Here is a 20,592-nt window from a genome sequence, read left to right as displayed (position 1 = left end):
TCAGGCATGCGCCCCTTCCTTTCCGATGGCCTGAGCCATCCAGGAAGGGAGGGCAGCGCGGGCCAATGTCAACGCTCTCCATTCGGCCGGGGGAAGAGTGCGATGCAGCGATGCCAGGGATGCATCGGCATGTGTCGATCCGATCCAGGCCAACGCCCGGACGGCCTCGCCGGCAGGCCGCGGTCCAAGCATCAGCATCCAGCGGGGGGTGTGCTTGATCAGGACTTCCCCCTTGCCCAGCTTGAGCTTTCGGGTGCGACCGGACGTCAAGTAAACCTCCTTGATGGGTACCTGCTGGGTCAGGCCCAGAGCGTTAGCTGAGTTTGCGCCGTGCCGAACCACGGTTTCACCGCTTCGCTCTGCCAGCGACCGTATAACCTTTTCAGGCGCGGGTGCGCGAGTCCCAAACCTGCTTGAAACCGGGGCCACGTAGGTGCCGCGCGCCACGCGCATCAGATTGCCTCCTTTGGTCAGCCGTGAGAACGCCTGATCAACAGCGGCTCGGCTTCCGAGGTGCAGGAATTCTTTAGGCGATAGCACGCCACCCTCGGGGAGGGAGCGGGCATGTCGAAGGATGGTTTCGGGTAAGGTCTTCATTGGGGCATCTCTGGATGATGTCAGAATTATATATAATTCTGACATCATGGAAGCCGAAATAGTTTTGTTCTCGCCTGAGTGCCAGGCCGGCGATCGTCACTAGCGAGCGTAGCGGGGTAGTGACGATGGCTTCGAGCCCAGAAACTACCCTGCTGGGAGGCAGGTTTTCGGCAGGACGCACGCGTGACGGGTTCGTAGACTACCTGCCGTAGACAGAATTACCCGTGGCCACTGCGGATCAGTGGCAAAGAGGGCGCTCGCCCTCGACCGTTTGGGGCAACATTTTCATCCACATCGCGACAGTCGTCGCAGAAACGCTAACCGAGATAAGAAAGCACCGTGAGCAACCTGAACTTCTGCAACCCAGCCGCACAGTCCACCTGGTCAGGAGGAGTGCAAACTACTATATTCAGCAGTGGCTGAGAAAAATTGTACAGTTGCTGCCAGGAAGCTCCCCTTCAGCACAAGGATAAGCACATGCGTGATCGCGATATTTCCAGGGTTCGTCATGGCACGAGGCTGCGCTGGATCCATATTTCGGTGTCGCGGAAGACCGCCGCGCACGACCTGGACCTCGGTGACGGATACGAGGCAGCGGTGGTCAACCTCAAGTTCACCGGCAGCAATCCAACACAGGAATCGCTGTCTTGAGAACGACAGCGTTCGCATTGGCATTTTCAACCCTGATTGCCCTTCTGTCAGCCTGCGGAGAGCACGCACGCTTGCCGGCGGAAGCCGGGGTCGGCACTGATCCGGAATTGCCGCAACCCAAATCCACCCTGGTTCCGACCATAGAAATCGCCCCAGCGGTCGGGTGGAGCGACGGGGCCGCTCCGACCCCGGCTGCGGGCATGGAGGTAACGGCTTTTGCCGAGGGCCTGGACCACCCGCGTTGGCTGTACGTCCTGCCCAATGGCGACGTGCTGGTCGCCGAGACCAACGCGCCGCCGGGAAAAAGCGGTATCGACGGCATCAAGGGCTGGGTGATGAACTGGGTGATGAAACGCGCCGGGGCCGCGGTGCCGAGCGCCAATCGCATCACCCTCTTGCGCGATACCGATGGCGACGGCAAGGCCGAATTTCGCAGTGTGTTTCTCGAGAACCTGCATTCACCCTTTGGCATGGCACTGATTGGAGACACGTTATATGTGGCCAACGCCAATGCATTGCTGAAAGTGCCCTATCAGATCGGCAATACCAGCATCAGCGTAGCCCCCGCCAAGGTTACGAATCTGCCCGGCTGGGGCGACGAGTTGAACCATCACTGGACCAAGAGCCTGCTTGCCAGTGCCGATGGCACGCGTTTGTATGTGGGCGTCGGCTCCAACAGCAACATCGGCGAGAACGGTATGCAGGCCGAGCATATGCGTGCGGCCATACTCGAGGTCGACGCCGCCACCGGCACTACGCGGATTTTCGCTTCGGGCCTGCGCAACCCGGTCGGCCTTGACTGGGAACCGCACACAGGTGTGCTGTGGGCGGTTGTCAACGAGCGCGACGAACTCGGCAGCGATCTGGTGCCGGATTACCTCACCTCGGTCCGCCGGGACGCTTTCTACGGCTGGCCCTACAGCTATTACGGCCAGCACGTCGATGAGCGCGTGAGCCCGCAACGGCCCGCACTGGTGGCTAGTGCAGTCTCACCTGATTTCGCCCTGGGCGCACACGTAGCGCCTTTGGGTCTGGCCTTCAACAACGGCGGCGCGACCGGCCTCGGCGCGGCCGGCCTCGGCGAGGGCGCGTTCGTCGGCCTCCATGGCTCCTGGAACCGGCAACCCTTGAATGGCTATGAAGTCGTCTTTGTAACGTTCAGCGGCGGCCGGCCGGTCGGCCCATTGCGAGAGGTGTTGTCCGGCTTTTTGGACGCTGACGGCAACGCTCGTGGGCGGCCTGTGGGCGTGGCACTGGATGGGCGTGGAGGTCTGCTGGTAGCCGATGATGTCGGCAACTCGGTATGGCGCGTAACAGCAGCGCGCGATCTGCCTGCCCGTAGGCCTCTAAGCAGGCAATGACCAAAACGGGCCTTGCGACCATTAAGGCGCGCCGGCTGCTGTGGCCGATCAAGAAGAAGTACGGCGAGAAGATCTCCTGGGCCGACCTGTTGGTCTTCGCCGGCAACCGCGCACTCGAGACGATGGGCTTTCGCACTTTCGGTTTCGGCTTCGGCCGCGCCGACATCTGGGCTCCCGAGGATGACATCTATTGGGGTCCCGAAACCGAATGGCTCGCGACCGGCCGACGCGCACGCCCATCTCGAGCCGAGGCACGACGCGTTCCGCAACTACAGGCAGACGCAGGCGACATCGATCCCGGCCGAGCACCTGATGGTCGACCGCGCGTTCATGCTGAACCTCAGCGTGCCGCAGATGGCGGCGAGCAGAGAATGATTGACCGCTTGGTCAGGGGCTGGGTCAAGGTCATGGAGAACGACCGTTTCGACCTGCACCGTTGAGATCCCTTCGAGACGGGAGGGGCGGTGCCGATGAATCCCGGGCGCGTGGTACCGAGCTGTTCACGGGCAAGCGATCCTTGCCCGGCTTGGAGCATTCCCGACCCGGTCAGTCATAAAACCGATTGACAATGGGTTTTATGACCTATAGCGTGCTTCACCATTGAGAAAGGGGTGTTCCCTCATTCCGCTTTCTGACTACGCAAGCCGAGATTTTATGGATTTGAACACGAACAGTACCCCCGGGCTCTCCTCGTTGGGTGATTTGGAAATCGCTGTACTGGAGTTTGTCTGGCGAACACCGGAAGCGAGTGTCAAACAGGTTCATGCCGAGCTGGGCGTCGAAAGAGGCTTGGCCTTGAATACCATCCAGTCGACCCTGGACAGGCTCTTTCGCAAGCAGCTTCTGAACCGCGAGAAAATCAGCTACGCCTTTCATTACAGTGCCCGGGTACCGCGAGAGAAACTCCTTGCAGGACTGATCAACGAGGTACTCCAACGCTTCGAAAACGACAAGGTATCGTCTCTGGCCGCATTTGTTGAAGTTGCTGAGCAGCTGGACGGGGACGCATTGCAGGCGCTTGAAAACGAATTGAAATCGCGTCGCGGGAGCAGAGGAGTCTAGCGGTATGGACTGGGTCAATCTGCTCTGGCCGTTCGCCCTGGTTGCACTGATTGCATGGGGGTTCGGTGTCATTGCCGTGTCGCTTTATCTCGCGAATGCGTGGCGTAGTGACCCTGCTCCCTCCATTCGCGAGCGGCGACTCATGCTGCTCGCCGGGTTGCCCTGGATATGGGCAATACTGCTGGTGCTCACCGTAAACAGCGCTTCTCTTTTTGATGCCATATATCGTCAGGGAGCCCATTGTTCATCGCACAGCCACGGACACCTGCATGCCTGCTCTTCCAGTGAATATTTGCTTGCGTCTGGGGCGGTTGAGTTGACCGTCGTGGGCATTCTTCTGTTTTTGGTGGGCTTCAACTGGACTCGCATTGCTGTACGTGAGAGAGGTTTGCATAAGAGAGTCGCCACATTGTCCCGCCTCTCCCAGGGCCGCCGCAAGTTGCGTATCCTTGATGATGTTACTCCGCTGGCCCTGGCGGTCGGAGTCCGCGATTCTTTTGTATTACTCTCCCGTGGCTTGCTTGCTCGACTGACCCCTCGCCAGCGTCGCGTGGTGCTGGCTCACGAAGTGGCTCACCTTCGTCGTGGCGATACATTGCGCAATGTCATTTTCGAAGTAATGCTGGCCATTCATCCCTTCTGGCAGGCAAAAAAGCTTCGCGATCACTGGCGACAGGCGCTGGAAGAAAGCGCGGACGACAGTGCGGTCGAACAGTTTGGCCGGGAGGCCGTGGCAGAAACACTGATCCAGGTAGCGAGGGTCAGCAGGACAAATAGTTCGGGAATGTTCTCCATGTCTGGAGCCGGGACGATTCACCGTATCCAGCGTCTGCTGGCGCCTTCTACGGTACGACAGCCAAGTTCTCCGTGGCTTGAAGCGCTCTGTCTCTGCTCACTGGTCGGAGTGGTACTGGTGGGAAGTTACTATCACCACGGTATGGAAACTCTTGCCTATTGGCTGACCGGGGGGTGATGTGAGGCTGATCCTCGGTTCAATCCTGTTCTTGGTCAGTGGTTCGCTACTCGCTTCCGGCCTGGCGGAGTACGAGGCTGTTGAGCAGGCGCTGCGCCGTCCCGCGATTACCAACCAGCTGGACGCCCGGCGCGGTATCGCTCGGGGACGCGTAGAGTCTGCCGGTCGTTGGGACAATCCCGAAATTGAATATGACTGGGAATCGCTGGACTATGCCGGCGGATCAGTCGATGAAAACAGTTTCCTGGTTCGCCAGCGCTTCGATCTCGCTGGGGTGAAGCGACTCGAACGATTGTCGGCCAGTCTGGACATGGAGGCGGAACAGGCGCGTATTGAGTTAAGCAAGCGGGAGCTTGTGTCCCAGGTGCGCGAAGTCTTTTATTCCGCCATGGCTGCCAAGCGACGTCAGCGTGAAGTCAAGCGCTGGCAGGCGCGCCTGGAAGAACTGGCGCTGGCGATCGCGGCCCGGGTTCAGGCCGGTGATGTGTCCCGCTACGATGAGACCCGGGTTGCGCGGGAGCTGGCCCTGCTGGAAGGCGAGTCGCTGGCGGTGAGTAGTGAAGCAGAATCCGCTCGCGATGGGCTCGCGACACTGACAGGCCAGGAGAGCTTCGAACTACTTGGCCAGGTGCTGCCGCCCGGTGCTCCGCCCGATAGTTTGCCGTCACTTGTGGGCCGTCACCCCCTGCTTGATGCACTGGGCGCTGAGGCTGACAGTGCGGCGCAGTTGCAGGAAGCGGCGAACCGCGAGCGTTGGCCCCAGGTCAGTCTGGGCCTGGGTTACAAGGAAAGCCGGCAACCGGGTATGCAGGCCGACGGTACCATGATCTCGCTGGGTATCGAGCTGCCCTTGTTCGACCGCGGACAGGGTCGGAAAAATACAGCGAAAGAACGCTCCCGGTTAATCACGGTGGAGCGTCAGCTTGAAGAGCAGCGTCTGCTGGTTGAGGCCAGAGCCATAGTGCGGCGCTGGCAGGCAAGTATCGGCGCAGTGGATGCCCTGGGTCGCGAGCAATCCCAGGGTCTGATTGGCATGGCCGAGGCGGCCTACGAAGCCGGGGAAATTTCCGTTATGGAGCTGATGGATGCCTGGCGCGCTGAGCTGAATACACAACTGCAATTGATCAGCAGTTCCTTGGCCGCGAGACAGGCCTACATCGACTGGCAAACTTTCACCGGAGAATGATGATGAAACTTGGTTATGTGAGCACAGCAGACATCAGGGAGATCGGCACAACAAGTTGCCTCCAGAGGGCTCTGTCGGGAATTTTGCTGCTGTCGGCGGCGTTGCTGCTGGGAGGCTGTGACGCAAAAGTCAGTGACGATCACGGCCATGAACATGAGTCTCAAGCCGAGGCGCATGAACATGGAGAAGAGGCCCACACTGATGATGCGGCGCCAGCCACTGAAGCCTTCTACGGCGAACCGGCAGAGACACAGTCCCCCGAAGCCATGTCGGCACCCGAGCTGGAGGCGGAACCATCAGAGTCGCAGCAAGGGGCTGGCCATACCCACAGTGATGGCGCCGAACACCAGCATGACCATTGAGCGGCGTATTCTTGCCAGTGCGCTTCTGCTCCTTCTGGCCTCCTGCTCCGACCACGATCACAGCGGCGAGGAGCACGACGCCCATGGCCCGGAGCCTCTGGTATACACCCATTACACAGAGACGACGGAACTCTTCGTAGAGTTCCCGCCGCTGATTGCGGATGAGACGTCCCGGGCCCTGGCGCATTTCACTCGCATGGCAGACTACACGCCGGTCAGAGAGGGCACAGTGGATGCACTTCTGGTAAAAGCGAGGCAGACCGTGGCCCGGTTCAGAGTCTCAGCACCCACTCGGGACGGTTTGTTCACTCCGGAGATCACGCCGCGCAATGCGGGCGAATATCAGTTGCTGATAAAGCTGAGTGGGCCTGAGTTGAACGCCACCCATGATCTGGGCAGTGTCAGGGTTTATCCAACAGCTGATCAGGTGGACGTTCATCAGGCCGAGCCTGAAGGAGATATCAGTTACCTCAAGGAGCAGCAGTGGGAGGCCAACTTTGCCACCGCAGTGGTCGCCGAGCGTCCTCTGCGGCCCTCGGTACCGGGGTTTGCGACGGTGATGGCCCCTATTGACGGTGGCGCCGTTATCCTTGCCCCCGAGGACGGGTATTTTGCCGGCGTCGATATTGCGAAGGCCGGGATGACCGTGGCCGCCGGTGACGTGTTGGGATTTTTGGTGCCCCGCCTTGGTGTAGGCAGGGATTGGGGCGATGCCCTGGTCGCGCTGCAACGGGCACGCAGCGAGCTTGAGCTCAGCGACCGGGAGCTGCAGCGGGTCACGGGTCTGGTTGCACAGGGCGCGGTTCCAGAGCGGCGTCTCCACGAGGCCAGGCAAGCGCATGCCATAGCCGAAGCGGAAGTGCGCACAGCCCAGGCACGAGTGGATCAGCGCCTGGGTGGCGATGATGCTGCGGGCATCGCTCTCAGGGCACCGGTGTCTGGCCAAGTCGTGGAGAGCCGCGTTCGCCCCGGAGCGATGGTGAGTGAAGGCGATCGAGTGTTCCGGATTGCCGAGCGGGAGCGTCGCTGGCTGCAGGTCAGGGTTGCAGAACATTTCGCCCGTGATTTGTCCGGAGCGAGCGGCCTGTGGCTGGAGCTTCCCAGCGCCAGTCCGACGATTCTCGACGCCGACAGCGGCGCCAGCATCGTGCAGGTCGTGACGGCGATAGAGCCCGAAACTCGCACGGCCAGCGTGACCCTGGAATACCCCTCAACGCAGGGACCAACGCTGCTTGGCAGCCGGTACCCGGCGCGTGTGTTTACCAGCGCCCCGGAGTCTCGCCTTGCGGTGCCGCGTTCGTCCCTGGTGGACGACGGTGGTCGCCAGGTGGTGTATGTGCAGACCAGTGGCGAGACCTTTGCCCGCCGGGTGGTGGAAACCGGCATGATCGACGGACTCTGGGTGGAAGTACTGCGCGGGGTGAGCGCGGGCGAGCGGGTGGTGAGTGAAGGCGCCTACTACGTCAGGCTGGCCGCAGCCGGCGGCGATGACATTGGCCATGGCCACGCTCATTGACCCCGGAGACCGCGCATGATTGATCGCATAATTCAGTGGTCTTTGGCCAACCGCTTGCTGGTGCTGGTAGGCGCTCTGGCCCTGTTGGTCTGGGGCAGTATAGTGGCCCGCAATACCCCGGTGGATGTATTTCCGGACCTGACTGCGCCCTCGGTTACCGTGGTCGCCGAGGCGCACGGCATGCCGCCGGAGGATGTAGAGCTGCTGGTGACCCACCCGATTGAAACGGCCATGAACGGGGCCGTGGGGGTACGTAGAGTCCGCTCCAACAGCGGCGTCGGCAGCAGTGTTATTACTGTCGAATTCGAATGGGGCACGGACATCTACCGGGCGCGGCAGATTGTGGCGGAGAAGCTGCAAGGGGCGCGGGCCAGCTTGCCCGTGGACCTCCCGCCACCGCAGTTGGCACCGGTGTCCTCCATTATGGGTGAGATCCTGTTCATCGCCCTGCGCTCGGAAACCCACGACGAGATGACCGTGAAAACCACCGCGGACTGGGTGGTACGGCGGCGCTTGCTGGCAGTGCCGGGCGTTGCTGAAGTTATCCCCATCGGTGGTGAAACCCGGCAGTATCAGGTCATCGCAGATCCGGAAAGGCTTTCCGCCTATGGCATTACCCTCAATTCCCTGCGGCAAGCTGCCGCTGCCGCCAGTCGCAATGCATCGGCGGGATTCATTACCCGCAACGACCAGGAATTTCTGATTCAGGGCATTGGGCGCGTGGCCGACATTCAGTCGCTGGAGCAGGCGCTGGTAGAGAGTCGCAACGGTGAACCCATCCTGATTCGCGATCTCGCAGAGGTTCGCATCGGTCCCGCGCCCAGGCGTGGTACCGGCGCCTACAAGGGAGAACCCGCTGTGGTTCTCGGTATCCAGAAGCAGCCGGGGGTTAATACCCTGGAACTGACTGGGCGCCTGGATAGGGTATTTGCTGACATTCAGGTGGGTTTGCCTGAGGGCATGACCATAGAAACCGACGCTTTCCGCCAGGCGGACTTCATTGGTACTGCCATCGACAATCTCAGTGTCGCCCTGCGCGATGGCGCCATCCTCGTTGTAGCCATCATGTTCGCCTTTTTGTTCAGTGCCAGGGCCACAGGTATTGCCCTGGTGGCGATACCACTCTCCCTGCTGGTGGCAGTGCTGACGATCAAGGCCATGGGCGGCAGTATCAACACCATGACGTTGGGCGGCATGGTCATAGCCGTGGGGGCGCTGGTAGATGACGCCATCATTGTGGTCGAGAACATCGTCAAGCGCCTGCGGGAGAATCAGGCCCATCCAAAAGACCGGCAACGCAATGTCGCTACCGTGGTATTCGAAGCGACGCGGGAGATCGAAGGTTCGATTGTCTTCGCCACGCTCATTATCATCCTGGTGTTCCTGCCTCTCTTTTTTCTCAGTGGGGTGGAGGGGCGTCTGTTACAGCCTCTGGGCCTGGCCTATGTGGTGTCACTGGCTGCGTCGCTGCTGGTGGCGCTCACCGTCACCCCGGTGCTGTGTCTGCTGGGATTGCCTGGTAGCAAGACCGTTCGCGACGATCACGACACCCGATTCATCAGTTGGCTGAAAGCGGCCTATCGCCCAATGTTGTCAGGTGCAATGCGGTACCCCCGTCTGGTGATGACCAGTGCGTTTTTGCTGTTGCTGGTAGCGGTGGTATTCCTGGGTATGGCTGGACGGGGATTTTTGCCGGAATTCAACGAGGGTAGCCTTACCCTGAGTGTGGTGACTCTGCCGGGAACCGCACTGGAGACCTCCGATGAGATCGGACGCAAAGTAGAATTGATCCTCCTTGAGCAACCCGAAGTGGTTGCCACGGCGCGACGTACCGGGCGAGCGGAACTTGATCCTCATGCCCAGCAGGTGTTCGCTTCGGAAATCGATGTCATGCTGTCCATGCAGTCGCGCAGCAAGGAAGCACTGTTGGCGGACCTCCGCGGCGCGTTCTCGCGCCTGCCCGGTACCAATGTCATCATCGGCCAACCCATTTCCCACCGCATCGATCACATGCTCTCAGGCACGCGGGCTAACATCGCCATCAAGATCTTCGGCGAGGATCTGACTGAACTGCGCCGACTCGGACTCCAGGTAGAGACTCTCACCGCAGACATTCCGGGAGCCGTTGACGTGGCCATGGAAGAGCAAAGTGAGATTCCCTTTGTGAGCGTCAGGTTTGATCGCGCAGCCCTTGCCAATTATGGCCTGACCATGGCGGAGGCTGCCGAGTCCCTTGAAACCGCGTTTACTGGCACTACGGTGGGTAGCATACTCGAAGGGCAGGCGAGTATAGATTTGGTTGTGCGCCTGCAGGAATCTGCGGGAGACGATATTGAGGCGGTGAAGCAGACCCTGCTGACCCTGCCCTCTGGCGCGGTTGTTCCCTTTGCAGCCTTGGCGGATATCCGTACAGAGCGCGGCCCGAACGGAATTGGGCGTGAGAACGTACAGCGTCGCATGGTCGTGATGGCCAATGTCGCCGGAAGGGATCTAATCAGTCTGGTGGAAGAAATTCGCGGCACGATCAATACCAATATCGAGCTGCCCGCCGGCTATCATATCGAGTACGGTGGTCAGTTCGAAAGTGCCGAGGCCGCCAATACTCGCCTGTTGCTGCTGGGTGGAGGTGTGATCGTAGGCATATTCTTCCTGTTGATGGCGGCATTCGGGTCGGCTCGGGACGCAGGTGTCGTAATGCTGAACCTGCCGTTGGCGTTGATCGGTGGCGTCGTGGGGGTGTGGCTTTCCGGGGGTATCCTGACCATCGCGGCGGTGATCGGCTTCATCACCCTGTTCGGTATTGCTACTCGCAACGGGGTAATTCTGGTTGATCATATCGGGCGGTTGGTACGTGAACAGGGGCTTGATATCGACAGTGCCATTCGTCGGGGCGCCGAAGAGCGACTTATTCCAATTCTGATGACAGCCGCGGCTACTGCTCTGGCACTCGTGCCCCTGGCTTTGGCCAGCGGTGAACCCGGCAGCGAGATACAGTCTCCCATGGCGGTAGTAATTCTTTGGGGGCTGGTAAGTGCAACTGCACTGAACATGCTGGTCGTGCCGGCTGTTTACCGTTGGTTGGGTAGTGCCCGCCAGTAGAAGTGGGCGAAGCTTTCTCACCCAGCTTGTGAGAGCATGTTAAATACCTTGGTCTTTAGTATGATCCGGGTAACTGTGTTCAGGGAACTGATGAAATGACGAATAAATTTGACTATGTCAAAACCCGCCGTGAGGACGTTGACGAGATTCCGACCAAAATGGTGCCGCTGGTAAGGCGTGTAATGAAGGTTTATACCCGTTTCAACGTCTGGGTATACAAGAAGAGCAATGGCAGGTTATTGAAAAACTTCCCAGGTGGTTATCCGATTTGTATTGTTACCATGGTCGGGCGCAAGTCTGGCCAGCCGCGTGAGATCGCCCTTATTAATCTCCCCCAAGGTGAAAATAGATACCTGGTGGCTTCGCAGGGGGGTATGGAAAAAAACCCGGTTTGGTATTACAACATCGCGGCAAACCCTGATGTTGAAATTATGGTTGGCGGGCTTAAAAAACCTTACCGGGCCAGGCAAGTAAGTCCTGATGAGAAACGCGAAGCATGGCCTCACCTGTTAACGCTCTACCCGGGCTTTGATGAATACCAGGCTCGGACGGATCGTGATATCCCGGTTTTTATTTGCGAACCGCGCTAGGCGCTTTTTAATTCTCAACTCACCGCCGGCGATCATCAGCTTTGCCGGTAGTGGCTGATCTGCACTTCATTCCCAACTCGTTAAAGCCATGGGTTTATGAGTGTCCACGCCATGATCCTTTTAACCCCCCTTATTGATTGAAATCAATTTCATTTCGACATCGGTGACTACGCTGTATTAGTCAGCTGCAGTTACCTGTTAGCTCCCCCTCCCAATTTTCATTACGGCGGATGCAATACGTCATGTTGGAAGTAAATAAATTGCTACTTGCGATCGCCGTCCTGGTCATGTCAGCGACAACGTCGGCCGAATCCCCACCCGACGCGTCTACTACACAAGCTCCTGTCAACGAAACGCTCGGGGAAGAACCCGATGACTTTGCTATGGAGCGGGAGCGGTCCGTCCAGAAGGGAGAGCGCCAGCGACGGAGAAGCGGTAACCCACCCGAAGATCCCGGTCGTGGCCTCAAGTCGGGAAGTGATAGCGATGTACCAGCAGACGATGTACCACCAGATGATGTAGCGCCAGACGATGTACCTGTTCGAGAGGGTCCTTACGGGGACCGCCAGAAAGCCAAAAAGCCGGGATTCCCCCGATATTAATGACATGTTGTTTTAATCTATGAGGATGCATCATGAACAAAAATATACAGTTGTTTCCCTTTTCCAGACGTCGCCTGGCGATAACGATATCCATGCTTGCCAGCGGAGCCACGCTGGTTGCCGGCACGGCGTTGGCGCAGGACATTTCGCCGCCCTGGGAGTCGCCGGTACATGTTTTCTCCATCCAGGACCTGCAGTCCGGCTTTGATGGCAGTACCTTTGGCCCCGCCGGGGCAGCCCAGGACCCGGATGCCATCTGTGGATTACCGGGAGGTACGGCTTGCCCCGCAACAACAGACCCGGCGACCGGGCTGCCGCTCGTCGCGCCCTTTACTGACAAAGATGGAGTGATACTGTATCCGGTCGACTCGGAGTTCGGCTTCGAGGTAGTGGACTTCCTTGGCGCCCAGGCGAAGACCCGCGAAGCGCCTCGGGATTATCAGGAGGGATTTGTCGGCAACATCTTCGACGGCGCAGAGGTCGTGGGAATCAAGATATCCAACTTCGCTACCGACACCTATAAGGTGAAACCGCCGATGGGCACCTGGTGCCAGGGGCTGGGTGGGACATCAGTGAAATGCTCAACAGAACATTATGTGGTGATGGAACATACCCTGAGTTGCCACGAAGTCGTGCCCTATTTCTTTGCGGACCCCACTGACGGCAGCCAGGCCTACCTGAGCTTACCGGACGGCAGTGACTTTTTTTCCTGTGCCGATGCTGAGCTTGACGACAATGCCAGCATCCTGGTTAATGGAATGCCAATAGGAGGACTATTGACCGACGTAAAGCCGGGTGTGCAGATGGATGCCAATGACAACACAACGGTCCGTAATGACATTGCCGTCAGCAGCGACTACTCGATCACATTGAAGGATGACGGTAAACCTCTCTACCGCTGGGGCGCTTTGATTAAACGCCCCAATGACGTCCGCCTGTACGCTCGCTTACCCTTGCCTGACGCCTGGAAAGAACCGGATGCCGACTACCAGATTGAAAGCGCAAAACTGGTGGTAACCCACTGGATTACCAACAACCCCAATGACCAGCTGCGACCGGAAGACCTGGAGAACGAAGCCGCCACCGGACGCAAGCCTTCCTATCGTGTTGATGCCGCGGGCAATTGGGTGTCAACTCGTGAATGTTACGAGGGCGATGGTGACTTTATTGATAGCGAGGAGGGTTCCTCGGATCCCGGCGCAATTGGTGTGGGAACCATCTTCAAGAACAACAGCACCAACTATTCAATTCCCGCCGGTATCAATCCACCAGAACCGTTTTCTTCCGACCTGGTCGGCGGCTTTACCAACGCATTCTATACTAGCATCAATCGCGACCCTTTCGAGTGGTCCTACGTTGATCCCGTGGCCGCTGCCAGTGGCGAATTCGAGTTCATCGGCACGGCGCTGCCACTAAGCCCGGTGGAAGTTGCCGACCGCGGATTGGAGCTGGTCTCCGGACCACGCTGGCGCCTGAAAGCCAACAAATTCGGCCAGGATATTCCCGGGCTGGAGATACCCCTTATCGAGTGCAGCGCACCGCCTTTCGCCAGGGAAAATGTACGCTATGAAGTAGGCGAGACGGTGACCACGGTCATCAATCTGCTGGACTGGGACGAGTCGGAAGGGCCTTCGCCGCTGGCCACGAGTAAGGGTTGGGTAGACGTTCTCGAAAACGACTTTGTCACTGTCGCTGATACTATCAACGGTGTTCCCGTCACCACCAATGGCCTGCCGATGACCAATGACTTCGACCTCGCGGTCTATGTTAAAGGTGACCGCAAGCCCACGGCAGTGTTCACTGCTCAATTGATCATCAATGAGGATGTAGAAGTACCGGTACCAGACAGCGATATGTCGATAACCAACTTCAAGGTTCCGAGTAAGGTAAATACTTTACGCAGCAACATCCTGATATCGGCAGTAGTGGGTAATGATCCCAGTGCCCTGGCAAGCGGGTCCGGCACAGTCAATATCAGTGGCATTGATGGCACCGGAGCTGAGGTTGGGAATTTCTCCGCGAGCTTCTCTGATATCGAGCCCGGCAAGAAGGAAAACTTCAAGTTTCGCTGGACCAGCCCGGCCCAGCGCACCGAGGTTCTCTGGACAGCCACGGTGACTGTTGATGGCCAGGTCGTCTCCAGCGCCCAGGGCATGACCCTGGTTCGCGACAAGGGCTAAATGCCCGTCTTCCTTGAGGGAAACAGCATGCCGATCACGTTTTTTGCGTTGATCGGCATGCTCATGCGATAGGGCAATCAAAAGAGGCTCTGGAGAGCCGGCACCGCCACGGCCAGTAAGATCACGCCCATGAGGGCGGAGAGCACACGGAAGTTGCCGCTCGTAGTGGCTTCGATGGAGGCGAGTTTGATGTCCTGCTGGTTGAGGCGGCTGTTCAATGCTGTCTCCAGCTGGGCTCCAATGTCCACAAAGCGCTGATCGATGGTAGTAAACCGTTGCTCAAGCTTCGCATCCTGCTCCGCAAACGTTGCGCGCAGGGTCGCATCCAGATAGTCCCTCGTAACGATATTGTCTGCGTAGAACCCGAATGCTTCCGCCATCAGCTCTGCCTGTACCTCTGCTTGCGATTCCGGCACCCCGGCACTTTTCAGGCGCCGGGCATAGCGCAATGAATCAAATGCGAGTGTTGCCATAGCATAGCCTCCTTGCGGCGATCCGCCAAGTATGCGCGGTCCGCTGGCAAAGCCGTACATCCGATTCGCTCGGGTATGGCAAGGGAGTAGGTCTGCTGGCCATCCGTGAGGCCTGCGCGTCTATCACCGGTATACCCATCGCATTCCCCCCTTAGCCGCGCTATGCTTTCCACCAAATAGCAGGAGACAACCATGGCACAGACTGTTCAGGTCCTTCGCAATAACATTACCACCGCACGCACCCAGGACACGCCACTGGGTACATTGGCGGAAAGCGCGGTCCGGCTGAAGATTGAAAGCTTTGCGGTAACATCCAACAACGTCACTTATGCGGTGATAGGTGATGTGTTCGGTTACTGGAACTTCTTTCCGGGCGAGGGTGATTGGGGCGTGGTGCCGATGTGGGGCCATGCCGTGGTGCAGGCATCCAGCCATCCCGATGTTGTCGAGGGTGAGCGGGTGTACGGTTACCTCCCGATGGCGACACACCTGGATGTGGTGCCGGGAAAAATTTCCGACAGCAGCTTCATGGACATGGCTGCTCACCGCCAGCCCATGAGCCCGATTTACAATCAATACATGCGCCTCGCCCATGATCCCGAACACGACGCATCGAAAGAGGCGGAGCGGATGATCTTTGGGCCGTTGTTCAAGACCGGTTTTCTGATCGAGAGCTTCATGCGGCGGGAACACTGGTTTGGTGCCGAGGCCGTGATTCTCACCAGCGCATCGTCCAAAACCGCGCTGGGCCTTGCCAGTGTGGCCAGGCATCGTTCACCGGCTACCCGCCGAATAGGGCTTACCTCAGCAGCTAACATGGAATTTGTGGAGGAGACCGGGCTTTACGATGAGGTGTTAGCCTATGATGCGTTGGACAAGCTCGCCCAGGTGCCCAGCGTCTCTGTGGATTTTGCGGGAAATGGCGCGGTGCTTGCGCGGATACACGCGCACCTGGCGGATAACCTGAAGTATTCCTGTCTCGTTGGCGCTACCCATGTGGAGGCGCGCGGCGGTGCGCTCGGTGGCGTCGATAAGATGGCAGGGCCCGAGCCGGTCCTGTTCTTCGCGCCGGATCATGCGGTTGCGGCAATCAAGGAGCAGGGTGCTGCAGCATTTGGTCGGGATATTGCCAAAAGCTGGCACCACTTCCTGGCGGATGCGGAAGGTACGGTTACCGTAGACGTTCGCAGCGGCATCGACCAGGCGCGCGCTGCATTTGTGGAAATGGCTGGCGGTGAGGTCGACCCGTCCCTGGGGATTGTGATCGAGCCCTGATGGGCTACTTGCGAAACGACATTTACGCCGCCACGTCGCCCTGACCCACGCTCTGGGGTCCACGAATGAGGCCGCCCGGTGTGGCGCCTGTCCATTTGCCATCCCGAAAAGTGACCGTCCCACCTTTTATCGTGGCGAGGTAGCCGTCTGCCTTCTGCAGCAGACGTTTCCCCCCGGCGGGCAGGTCGAAGGCCAGCCATGGCTTGCCCAGCTTGATCGCGTCAAGGTCGATGATATTGAGGTCTGCCAGATAGCCCGGCGCAATGACTCCGCGATCATTCAGGCCATAGAGTCGTGCCGTATCCTGGCATTGACGCTTGATGGCGTGTTCCAGCGCGATCCGGTTACCGCGTTTCCGGTCGCGCACCCAATGCTCCAGCATGAATGTGGTGGAGGCCGCATCGCAGATGGTGCCGCAATGCGCGCCGCCGTCCGACAGGGAATTTACCGTGTCGTCGCTATGTTGCAGCGGTAACAGAAACTCCAGGTCGCCATCAGTGTAATTCAGGATCGGGAAATAGATGAAGCCGGTGCAGTCGTCATGGCAGAGCAGGTCATAGGCGTACTCCGCCGCATCCTTGCCTGCCGTCGCCGCCCGTGCGGCGACACTGCCATCGGGGGTCGGCTCATAATCAAAATCATCATCCATTTCGTATTGGGCGACGAACCCCTGAATGATCACGTTATATAGTTCGCGAAGTTCGGTGGGCGTTCCCGACAAATCGCTGTCCTCGGCCAGCAGTTGTGTCTTGAATGCCGGGTCGAGTAATTTTGCTTTCTGTTCATGCCATGGCAATTCGGCAATGGCATGCCAGCTGGGGCGGAACAGGAACGGGTGTACCGTTCCCTGCCAGGCCATGATGATGCCGTTGCCGCGCAGGGCGATCTGCGCGACGATGTTCGCGCCAGCCCGGTTTTCTGCACGCATTCCGGCGATCTGTTCCACCAGTGACATGTCCTTGGCGATACTTTGCAGGGCGGCGAAGGTGACGGGCAGGCCGGTTTCACGGCTGAGCTTCCCCATCCAGCCGAATTCGTTCCATTCATGCTTCATGTCGCTGGCCATTTCAAACACGCCATGCCCGACGCGGCCCATCGCCTTGCCGATCTCCACGAGTTCTTCCTCCGTGGCCGTGGTCCCGGGCACCAGTTCGCCATCGACTGAACGATGCAAAACGGTGCGACTGGTGGAAAAGCCCAGGGCGCCTGCCGCAACGCCTTCTTCCACGATGGCGGACATTTGCCGGATATCGTCCCGGGTCGGCACGGCGCCCGGTTTCTCCCGGTCGCCCAGCACGTAGGCCCGGACTGCGCCATGAGGAACGTGGGTCCCGACATCGACGGCACGCGGCATTTTTTCCAGTGAATCGAGATATTCGGGGAAGGTTTCCCAGTCCCAGGTAATGCCTTCTGCGAGGGCGGTACCCGGGATATCCTCCACGCCTTCCATCAGGCTGATCAGCCATTGATGGCGGTCGGGCCTGGCGGGCGCAAAGCCGACACCGCAATTGCCCATAACGACCGTGGTGACACCGTGCCAGCTGGATGGGGCCATTTCAGGGTCCCATGTCGCCTGCCCGTCATAGTGGGTGTGGATGTCCACAAAGCCGGGGCTTACGATGTTGCCACCCGCATCGATTTCCTCGACGGCATCACCGGTGACAGTGCCGACCTGGATAATCAGGCCGTTTTTCACGGCGACGTCACCGGAATAGCCGGGCGCACCGGTTCCGTCCACGATGGTGCCGTTGCGAATTATCAGATCGAATTTTGCCACAGTGATTGCCTCTTTTATTGTTATTGAGTTCGGGTTGTCCCCGGGGTCGTACTATGCAGATTAAATCAGCTGTTGCCCTATCACAAGCGTGTCACCGCAGTCGGGCGAGCTCACGGATGAAGAGGGTGATGTCACGGCTGGTGCGGGGCCGTCGTCGCATATCAGCTGGTAAAAGCGGGCCGGCATGGATCACCGGATTTCGTTGTGTGACGGTATACGTGACCGGATAGGCATAAACCGTGACGTAATGTCATAAAAAATGCCAATATGCCGTTTCTGTAGCTGCCCTTCGCCGTTGATTCGGGGGGGGGAATTCAAGTAGAACAAGGACCCGGAAAATGACCATCGAAAATCGCGTGACCAGGCTCACTGGCACCCAGTACCCCATCATCCAGGCACCCATGGGCTGGATAGCCCGTTCGCAACTCGCTTCCGCCGTCAGCAACGCCGGGGGCCTGGGGATCATTGAGACCTCATCGGGGGAATTGGATATTATCAAGCGCGAAGTGGCACTGATGCGCGAGTTGACCGACAAGCCTTTTGGCATGAATGTGGCCCTGTCCTATGTTAAAGGCAGCAATATCATCGATTTCGTGATCGAACAGGGCATTCGCTTTGTCACTACATCCTCCGGTAGCCCCAGTGTCTGTACCCGGGATTTCCAGGCCGCAGGTATCACCGTGTTTCATGTGGTACCCACCCTGGAGATGGCCCTCAAGGCGATTGATGCGGGGGTCGACGGGCTGGTGGTTGAAGGCGGTGAGGGTGGCGGTTTCAAGAACCCCAGCCCGGTATCTACCATGGTGTTGCTGCCCCTCATCTGCTCCCGTGTTGAAGTGCCGGTTATTGCCGCTGGCGGCATCAGTGACGGTGTGTCGATGGCAGCGGCCTTCGCCATGGGCGCTGAGGGGGTGCAGATGGGTACGCGGATGTTGTGTTGTCTGGAGTCGCCGGTGCACGATAACTGGAAGCAAGCTGTGGTGGCGGCCAGAGAAACGGATACCGTCTTCCTCAACCAGCAATCACGCCCGGCCCTACGCGCCCTGCGTACGGCACGCACGGCTGCCCTGGAGCCGCTGGGCAAGTTCGATATCATGGAAAACATGGCTGGAATTCCACAATTGTACTTTGGCGGCGATATGGAAGCGGCCATCCCGCTGTCCGGTGAAGTCTGTGGGCGTATCGATAACGTGGTCAGCGCCGAACAGGTCATCGATGATACAATTACGGCCTTTCACGACACCATCAAGGGCTTGTCGCAGCGCTACACCCGCTGATGAAACCGATGGCAATCCCAACCAATACCGTACAAGGAGACCAGGCGCGTGGCCTACGATTTAACCGGCAAGATCAAGCTCATCCAGGAACCGCAGACGTTCAACAGCGGCTTTACCAAACGCGAAATGGTAGTCACCGTCGAGGACGGAAAATATCCGCAGGAGATCAACCTGGAGTTCGTGCAGGACAAGATCGCCTTGCTCGATGGCCTGCAGCCGGGGCAGGAAGTCACTGTCACTTTTGACATTCGGGGCCGGGAATACAACGGTCGCTACTTCAATAATCTGCAGGGCTGGAAGATTGCCGCGGCCGATGCCTCATTCGAGCCCGCTCCGGACTATGACAGCTACCAGGGCATGCCCAGCCAGGATGGTGATCCCGGTTACAGTGATGACGACATTCCATTCTGACCCGAGCGGCCCACTCACTGGTATACAAGACGTCGATGACCAATCTTGACGACAGGAACGGTTACCACCGAGTCACTGACTTCATAAATGATCCGATACACTCCCTGTCGGATGCGATAGCGTTCCTGCTCGGTAAGCTTTTCACAGCCCACGGGCCTTGGATTTTCCGCCAGGCCTTCAATTTTGGCCAGGATACGTTTCAGGTCTTTTTGCGGTACTGAGCGAAGCGCCTTGATCGCAGAAATGATAATAGGCGTGCTGCTGAAGCTCCTGTAATCTGGAGTATCAAATAGATTCCGCCCAGGAGGCACACCATGACCCTGCAAGACAAGCACGTGCTTATCACCGGCCCCACCGCGGGGATTGGCCGGACCACGGCGCTGGCCCTGGCCGCACAGGGTGCCAGCCTGACCCTGTTGTGTCGGAACCCCGATAAGGGCGCGGCCCTGGCCGATGAAATCACCGCTGCGGGTGGAGTGGCGCCAACGGTGGTGATGTTGGACATGGCCAGTCTGGCCAGTGTACGCCAGGCGGCACAGGAGTGCCTGGAGTTGGGGCGCCCGGTGGATGTGCTGCTCAATAACGCGGGCATCGTGAACACCAGCCGCCGGACCACGGTGGATGGTTTCGAGGAGACGCTGGCCGTTAACCACTTCGCGCCCTTCCTGCTCACCGGGCTGTTGCTGCCCACCATGCTGGAGGTACCCGGCGCGCGCATTGTCAACGTAGCCTCCGCCGCCCACGCCTTTGTGCGCGGTATGGGTTTTGATGACCTGCATGCGGAACACGGCTACAAGACCTTCCGTGAGTATGGGCGGTCCAAGCTGGCGAATATCCTGTTCACCCGCAGCCTCGCGCAGCGGCTTGCCGCTTACCCGGTGACGGTAAACAGCCTGCACCCTGGTGCAGTATCTACCTCCCTGGGCACGCAGAACGGCGGCGTAATGAGCCGGATAGTGCCGCTCCTGATCAAGCCCTTTTTCCGCACGCCGGAGCAGGGCGCACAGACCTCCATTTACCTGTGCACCAGTGATGCAGTGGCCGGGACCAGCGGGGAATATTTCGCCAACTGCAAGCCTGTGCGGCCCAAGCCCTGGGCGCGGGACGAGGAGGCGGCACAGCAATTGTGGCGTATTACCGAGGAGAGTGTGGGATTTCAGTATCCAGTGTGAGGGTGGCGAGCTGTCGATTTAATGATAC

The 20,592-nt window shown here is 58.9% G+C and carries 18 protein-coding genes and 1 pseudogene; 15 read left to right on the top strand and 4 right to left on the bottom strand.

Going from position 1 to position 20,592, the window contains the following annotated elements; all coding sequences use genetic code 11:
* Positions 1-597, bottom strand: a complete 597-nt coding sequence (locus CWI75_RS12260; protein WP_101521769.1) for a DUF6088 family protein — start codon at positions 595-597, stop codon at positions 1-3.
* Between the two features lie 477 nt (positions 598-1,074).
* On the opposite strand from CWI75_RS12260, the gene CWI75_RS18350 reads away from it, so the two are divergent.
* From CWI75_RS18350 to CWI75_RS12215, 11 genes and pseudogenes are all read left to right on the top strand, one after another.
* A complete protein-coding gene (locus tag CWI75_RS18350) occupies positions 1,075-1,248 on the top strand; it encodes a hypothetical protein (protein ID WP_155523014.1) in 174 nt (57 codons plus the stop codon).
* Positions 1,245-2,609 (top strand): PQQ-dependent sugar dehydrogenase, encoded by a 1,365-nt coding sequence (locus CWI75_RS12255; protein ID WP_101521768.1) that lies wholly within the window; start codon positions 1,245-1,247, stop codon positions 2,607-2,609. Before CWI75_RS18350 ends, CWI75_RS12255 begins: the two co-directional genes overlap by 4 nt.
* A gap of 23 nt (positions 2,610-2,632) precedes the next feature.
* Positions 2,633-2,827 (top strand): annotated as a pseudogene (locus CWI75_RS18695) (peroxidase family protein); the annotation flags it as partial.
* 436 nt (positions 2,828-3,263) lie between these two features.
* Positions 3,264-3,671, top strand: a complete 408-nt coding sequence (locus CWI75_RS12245; RefSeq protein ID WP_101521767.1) for a BlaI/MecI/CopY family transcriptional regulator — start codon at positions 3,264-3,266, stop codon at positions 3,669-3,671.
* 4 nt (positions 3,672-3,675) lie between these two features.
* Positions 3,676-4,644, top strand: a complete 969-nt coding sequence (locus tag CWI75_RS12240) for a M56 family metallopeptidase (protein WP_101521766.1) — start codon at positions 3,676-3,678, stop codon at positions 4,642-4,644.
* Between the two features lies 1 nt (position 4,645).
* The gene (locus tag CWI75_RS12235; RefSeq protein ID WP_101521765.1) at positions 4,646-5,830 is read left to right on the top strand and encodes a TolC family protein; all 1,185 of its coding nucleotides are present in this window, start codon (positions 4,646-4,648) and stop codon (positions 5,828-5,830) included.
* Positions 5,831-5,832: 2 nt separating this feature from the next.
* The gene (locus CWI75_RS18430; RefSeq protein ID WP_162300066.1) at positions 5,833-6,192 is read left to right on the top strand and encodes a hypothetical protein; all 360 of its coding nucleotides are present in this window, start codon (positions 5,833-5,835) and stop codon (positions 6,190-6,192) included.
* Positions 6,182-7,708 carry an efflux RND transporter periplasmic adaptor subunit gene (locus tag CWI75_RS12230; RefSeq protein WP_162300065.1) on the top strand — a complete coding sequence of 509 codons (1,527 nt, stop codon included), beginning with the start codon at positions 6,182-6,184 and terminating at the stop codon, positions 7,706-7,708. Before CWI75_RS18430 ends, CWI75_RS12230 begins: the two co-directional genes overlap by 11 nt.
* Before the next feature lie 15 nt (positions 7,709-7,723).
* A complete protein-coding gene (locus tag CWI75_RS12225; protein ID WP_101521763.1) occupies positions 7,724-10,807 on the top strand; it encodes an efflux RND transporter permease subunit in 3,084 nt (1,027 codons plus the stop codon).
* Between the two features lie 95 nt (positions 10,808-10,902).
* Positions 10,903-11,397 (top strand): nitroreductase family deazaflavin-dependent oxidoreductase, encoded by a 495-nt coding sequence (locus CWI75_RS12220; RefSeq protein WP_101521762.1) that lies wholly within the window; start codon positions 10,903-10,905, stop codon positions 11,395-11,397.
* Positions 11,398-12,031: 634 nt separating this feature from the next.
* A complete protein-coding gene (locus CWI75_RS12215) occupies positions 12,032-14,179 on the top strand; it encodes a hypothetical protein (RefSeq protein WP_101521761.1) in 2,148 nt (715 codons plus the stop codon).
* A 77-nt stretch (positions 14,180-14,256) separates the two neighbouring features.
* Here the strand turns inward: CWI75_RS12215 and CWI75_RS12210 are convergent, their stop codons facing one another.
* A complete protein-coding gene (locus tag CWI75_RS12210) occupies positions 14,257-14,652 on the bottom strand; it encodes a hypothetical protein (protein WP_101521760.1) in 396 nt (131 codons plus the stop codon).
* A 192-nt stretch (positions 14,653-14,844) separates the two neighbouring features.
* Between CWI75_RS12210 and CWI75_RS12205 the strand changes: the two genes are divergently transcribed.
* Positions 14,845-15,927, top strand: coding sequence for a DUF2855 family protein (locus CWI75_RS12205; RefSeq protein WP_101521759.1), 1,083 nt, complete (start codon positions 14,845-14,847; stop codon positions 15,925-15,927).
* Positions 15,928-15,949: 22 nt separating this feature from the next.
* Here CWI75_RS12205 and CWI75_RS12200 read toward each other — a convergent pair whose 3' ends face one another.
* Positions 15,950-17,704, bottom strand: coding sequence for an N-acyl-D-amino-acid deacylase family protein (locus CWI75_RS12200; RefSeq protein ID WP_101521758.1), 1,755 nt, complete (start codon positions 17,702-17,704; stop codon positions 15,950-15,952).
* A gap of 338 nt (positions 17,705-18,042) precedes the next feature.
* On the opposite strand from CWI75_RS12200, the gene CWI75_RS12195 reads away from it, so the two are divergent.
* Positions 18,043-18,981 carry an NAD(P)H-dependent flavin oxidoreductase gene (locus tag CWI75_RS12195; protein ID WP_101521757.1) on the top strand — a complete coding sequence of 313 codons (939 nt, stop codon included), beginning with the start codon at positions 18,043-18,045 and terminating at the stop codon, positions 18,979-18,981.
* A gap of 48 nt (positions 18,982-19,029) precedes the next feature.
* Positions 19,030-19,392 (top strand): DUF3127 domain-containing protein, encoded by a 363-nt coding sequence (locus CWI75_RS12190; RefSeq protein WP_101521756.1) that lies wholly within the window; start codon positions 19,030-19,032, stop codon positions 19,390-19,392.
* Between the two features lie 14 nt (positions 19,393-19,406).
* Here the strand turns inward: CWI75_RS12190 and CWI75_RS12185 are convergent, their stop codons facing one another.
* Positions 19,407-19,727 carry a type II toxin-antitoxin system RelE family toxin gene (locus tag CWI75_RS12185; protein WP_241521197.1) on the bottom strand — a complete coding sequence of 107 codons (321 nt, stop codon included), beginning with the start codon at positions 19,725-19,727 and terminating at the stop codon, positions 19,407-19,409.
* Between CWI75_RS12185 and CWI75_RS12180 the strand changes: the two genes are divergently transcribed.
* Complete coding sequence (locus tag CWI75_RS12180) at positions 19,707-20,564, top strand: SDR family oxidoreductase (protein WP_101521755.1); 858 nt, start codon at positions 19,707-19,709, stop codon at positions 20,562-20,564. The genes CWI75_RS12185 and CWI75_RS12180 overlap by 21 nt on opposite strands.
* Positions 20,565-20,592 lie beyond the last annotated feature (28 nt).

It is taken from the genome of Kineobactrum sediminis, assembly GCF_002868715.1.
Classification (GTDB): domain Bacteria; phylum Pseudomonadota; class Gammaproteobacteria; order Pseudomonadales; family Halieaceae; genus Kineobactrum; species Kineobactrum sediminis.
Note: the sequence above shows the minus strand (reverse complement) of the source record. Positions and strands in the feature narration are given on the sequence as shown.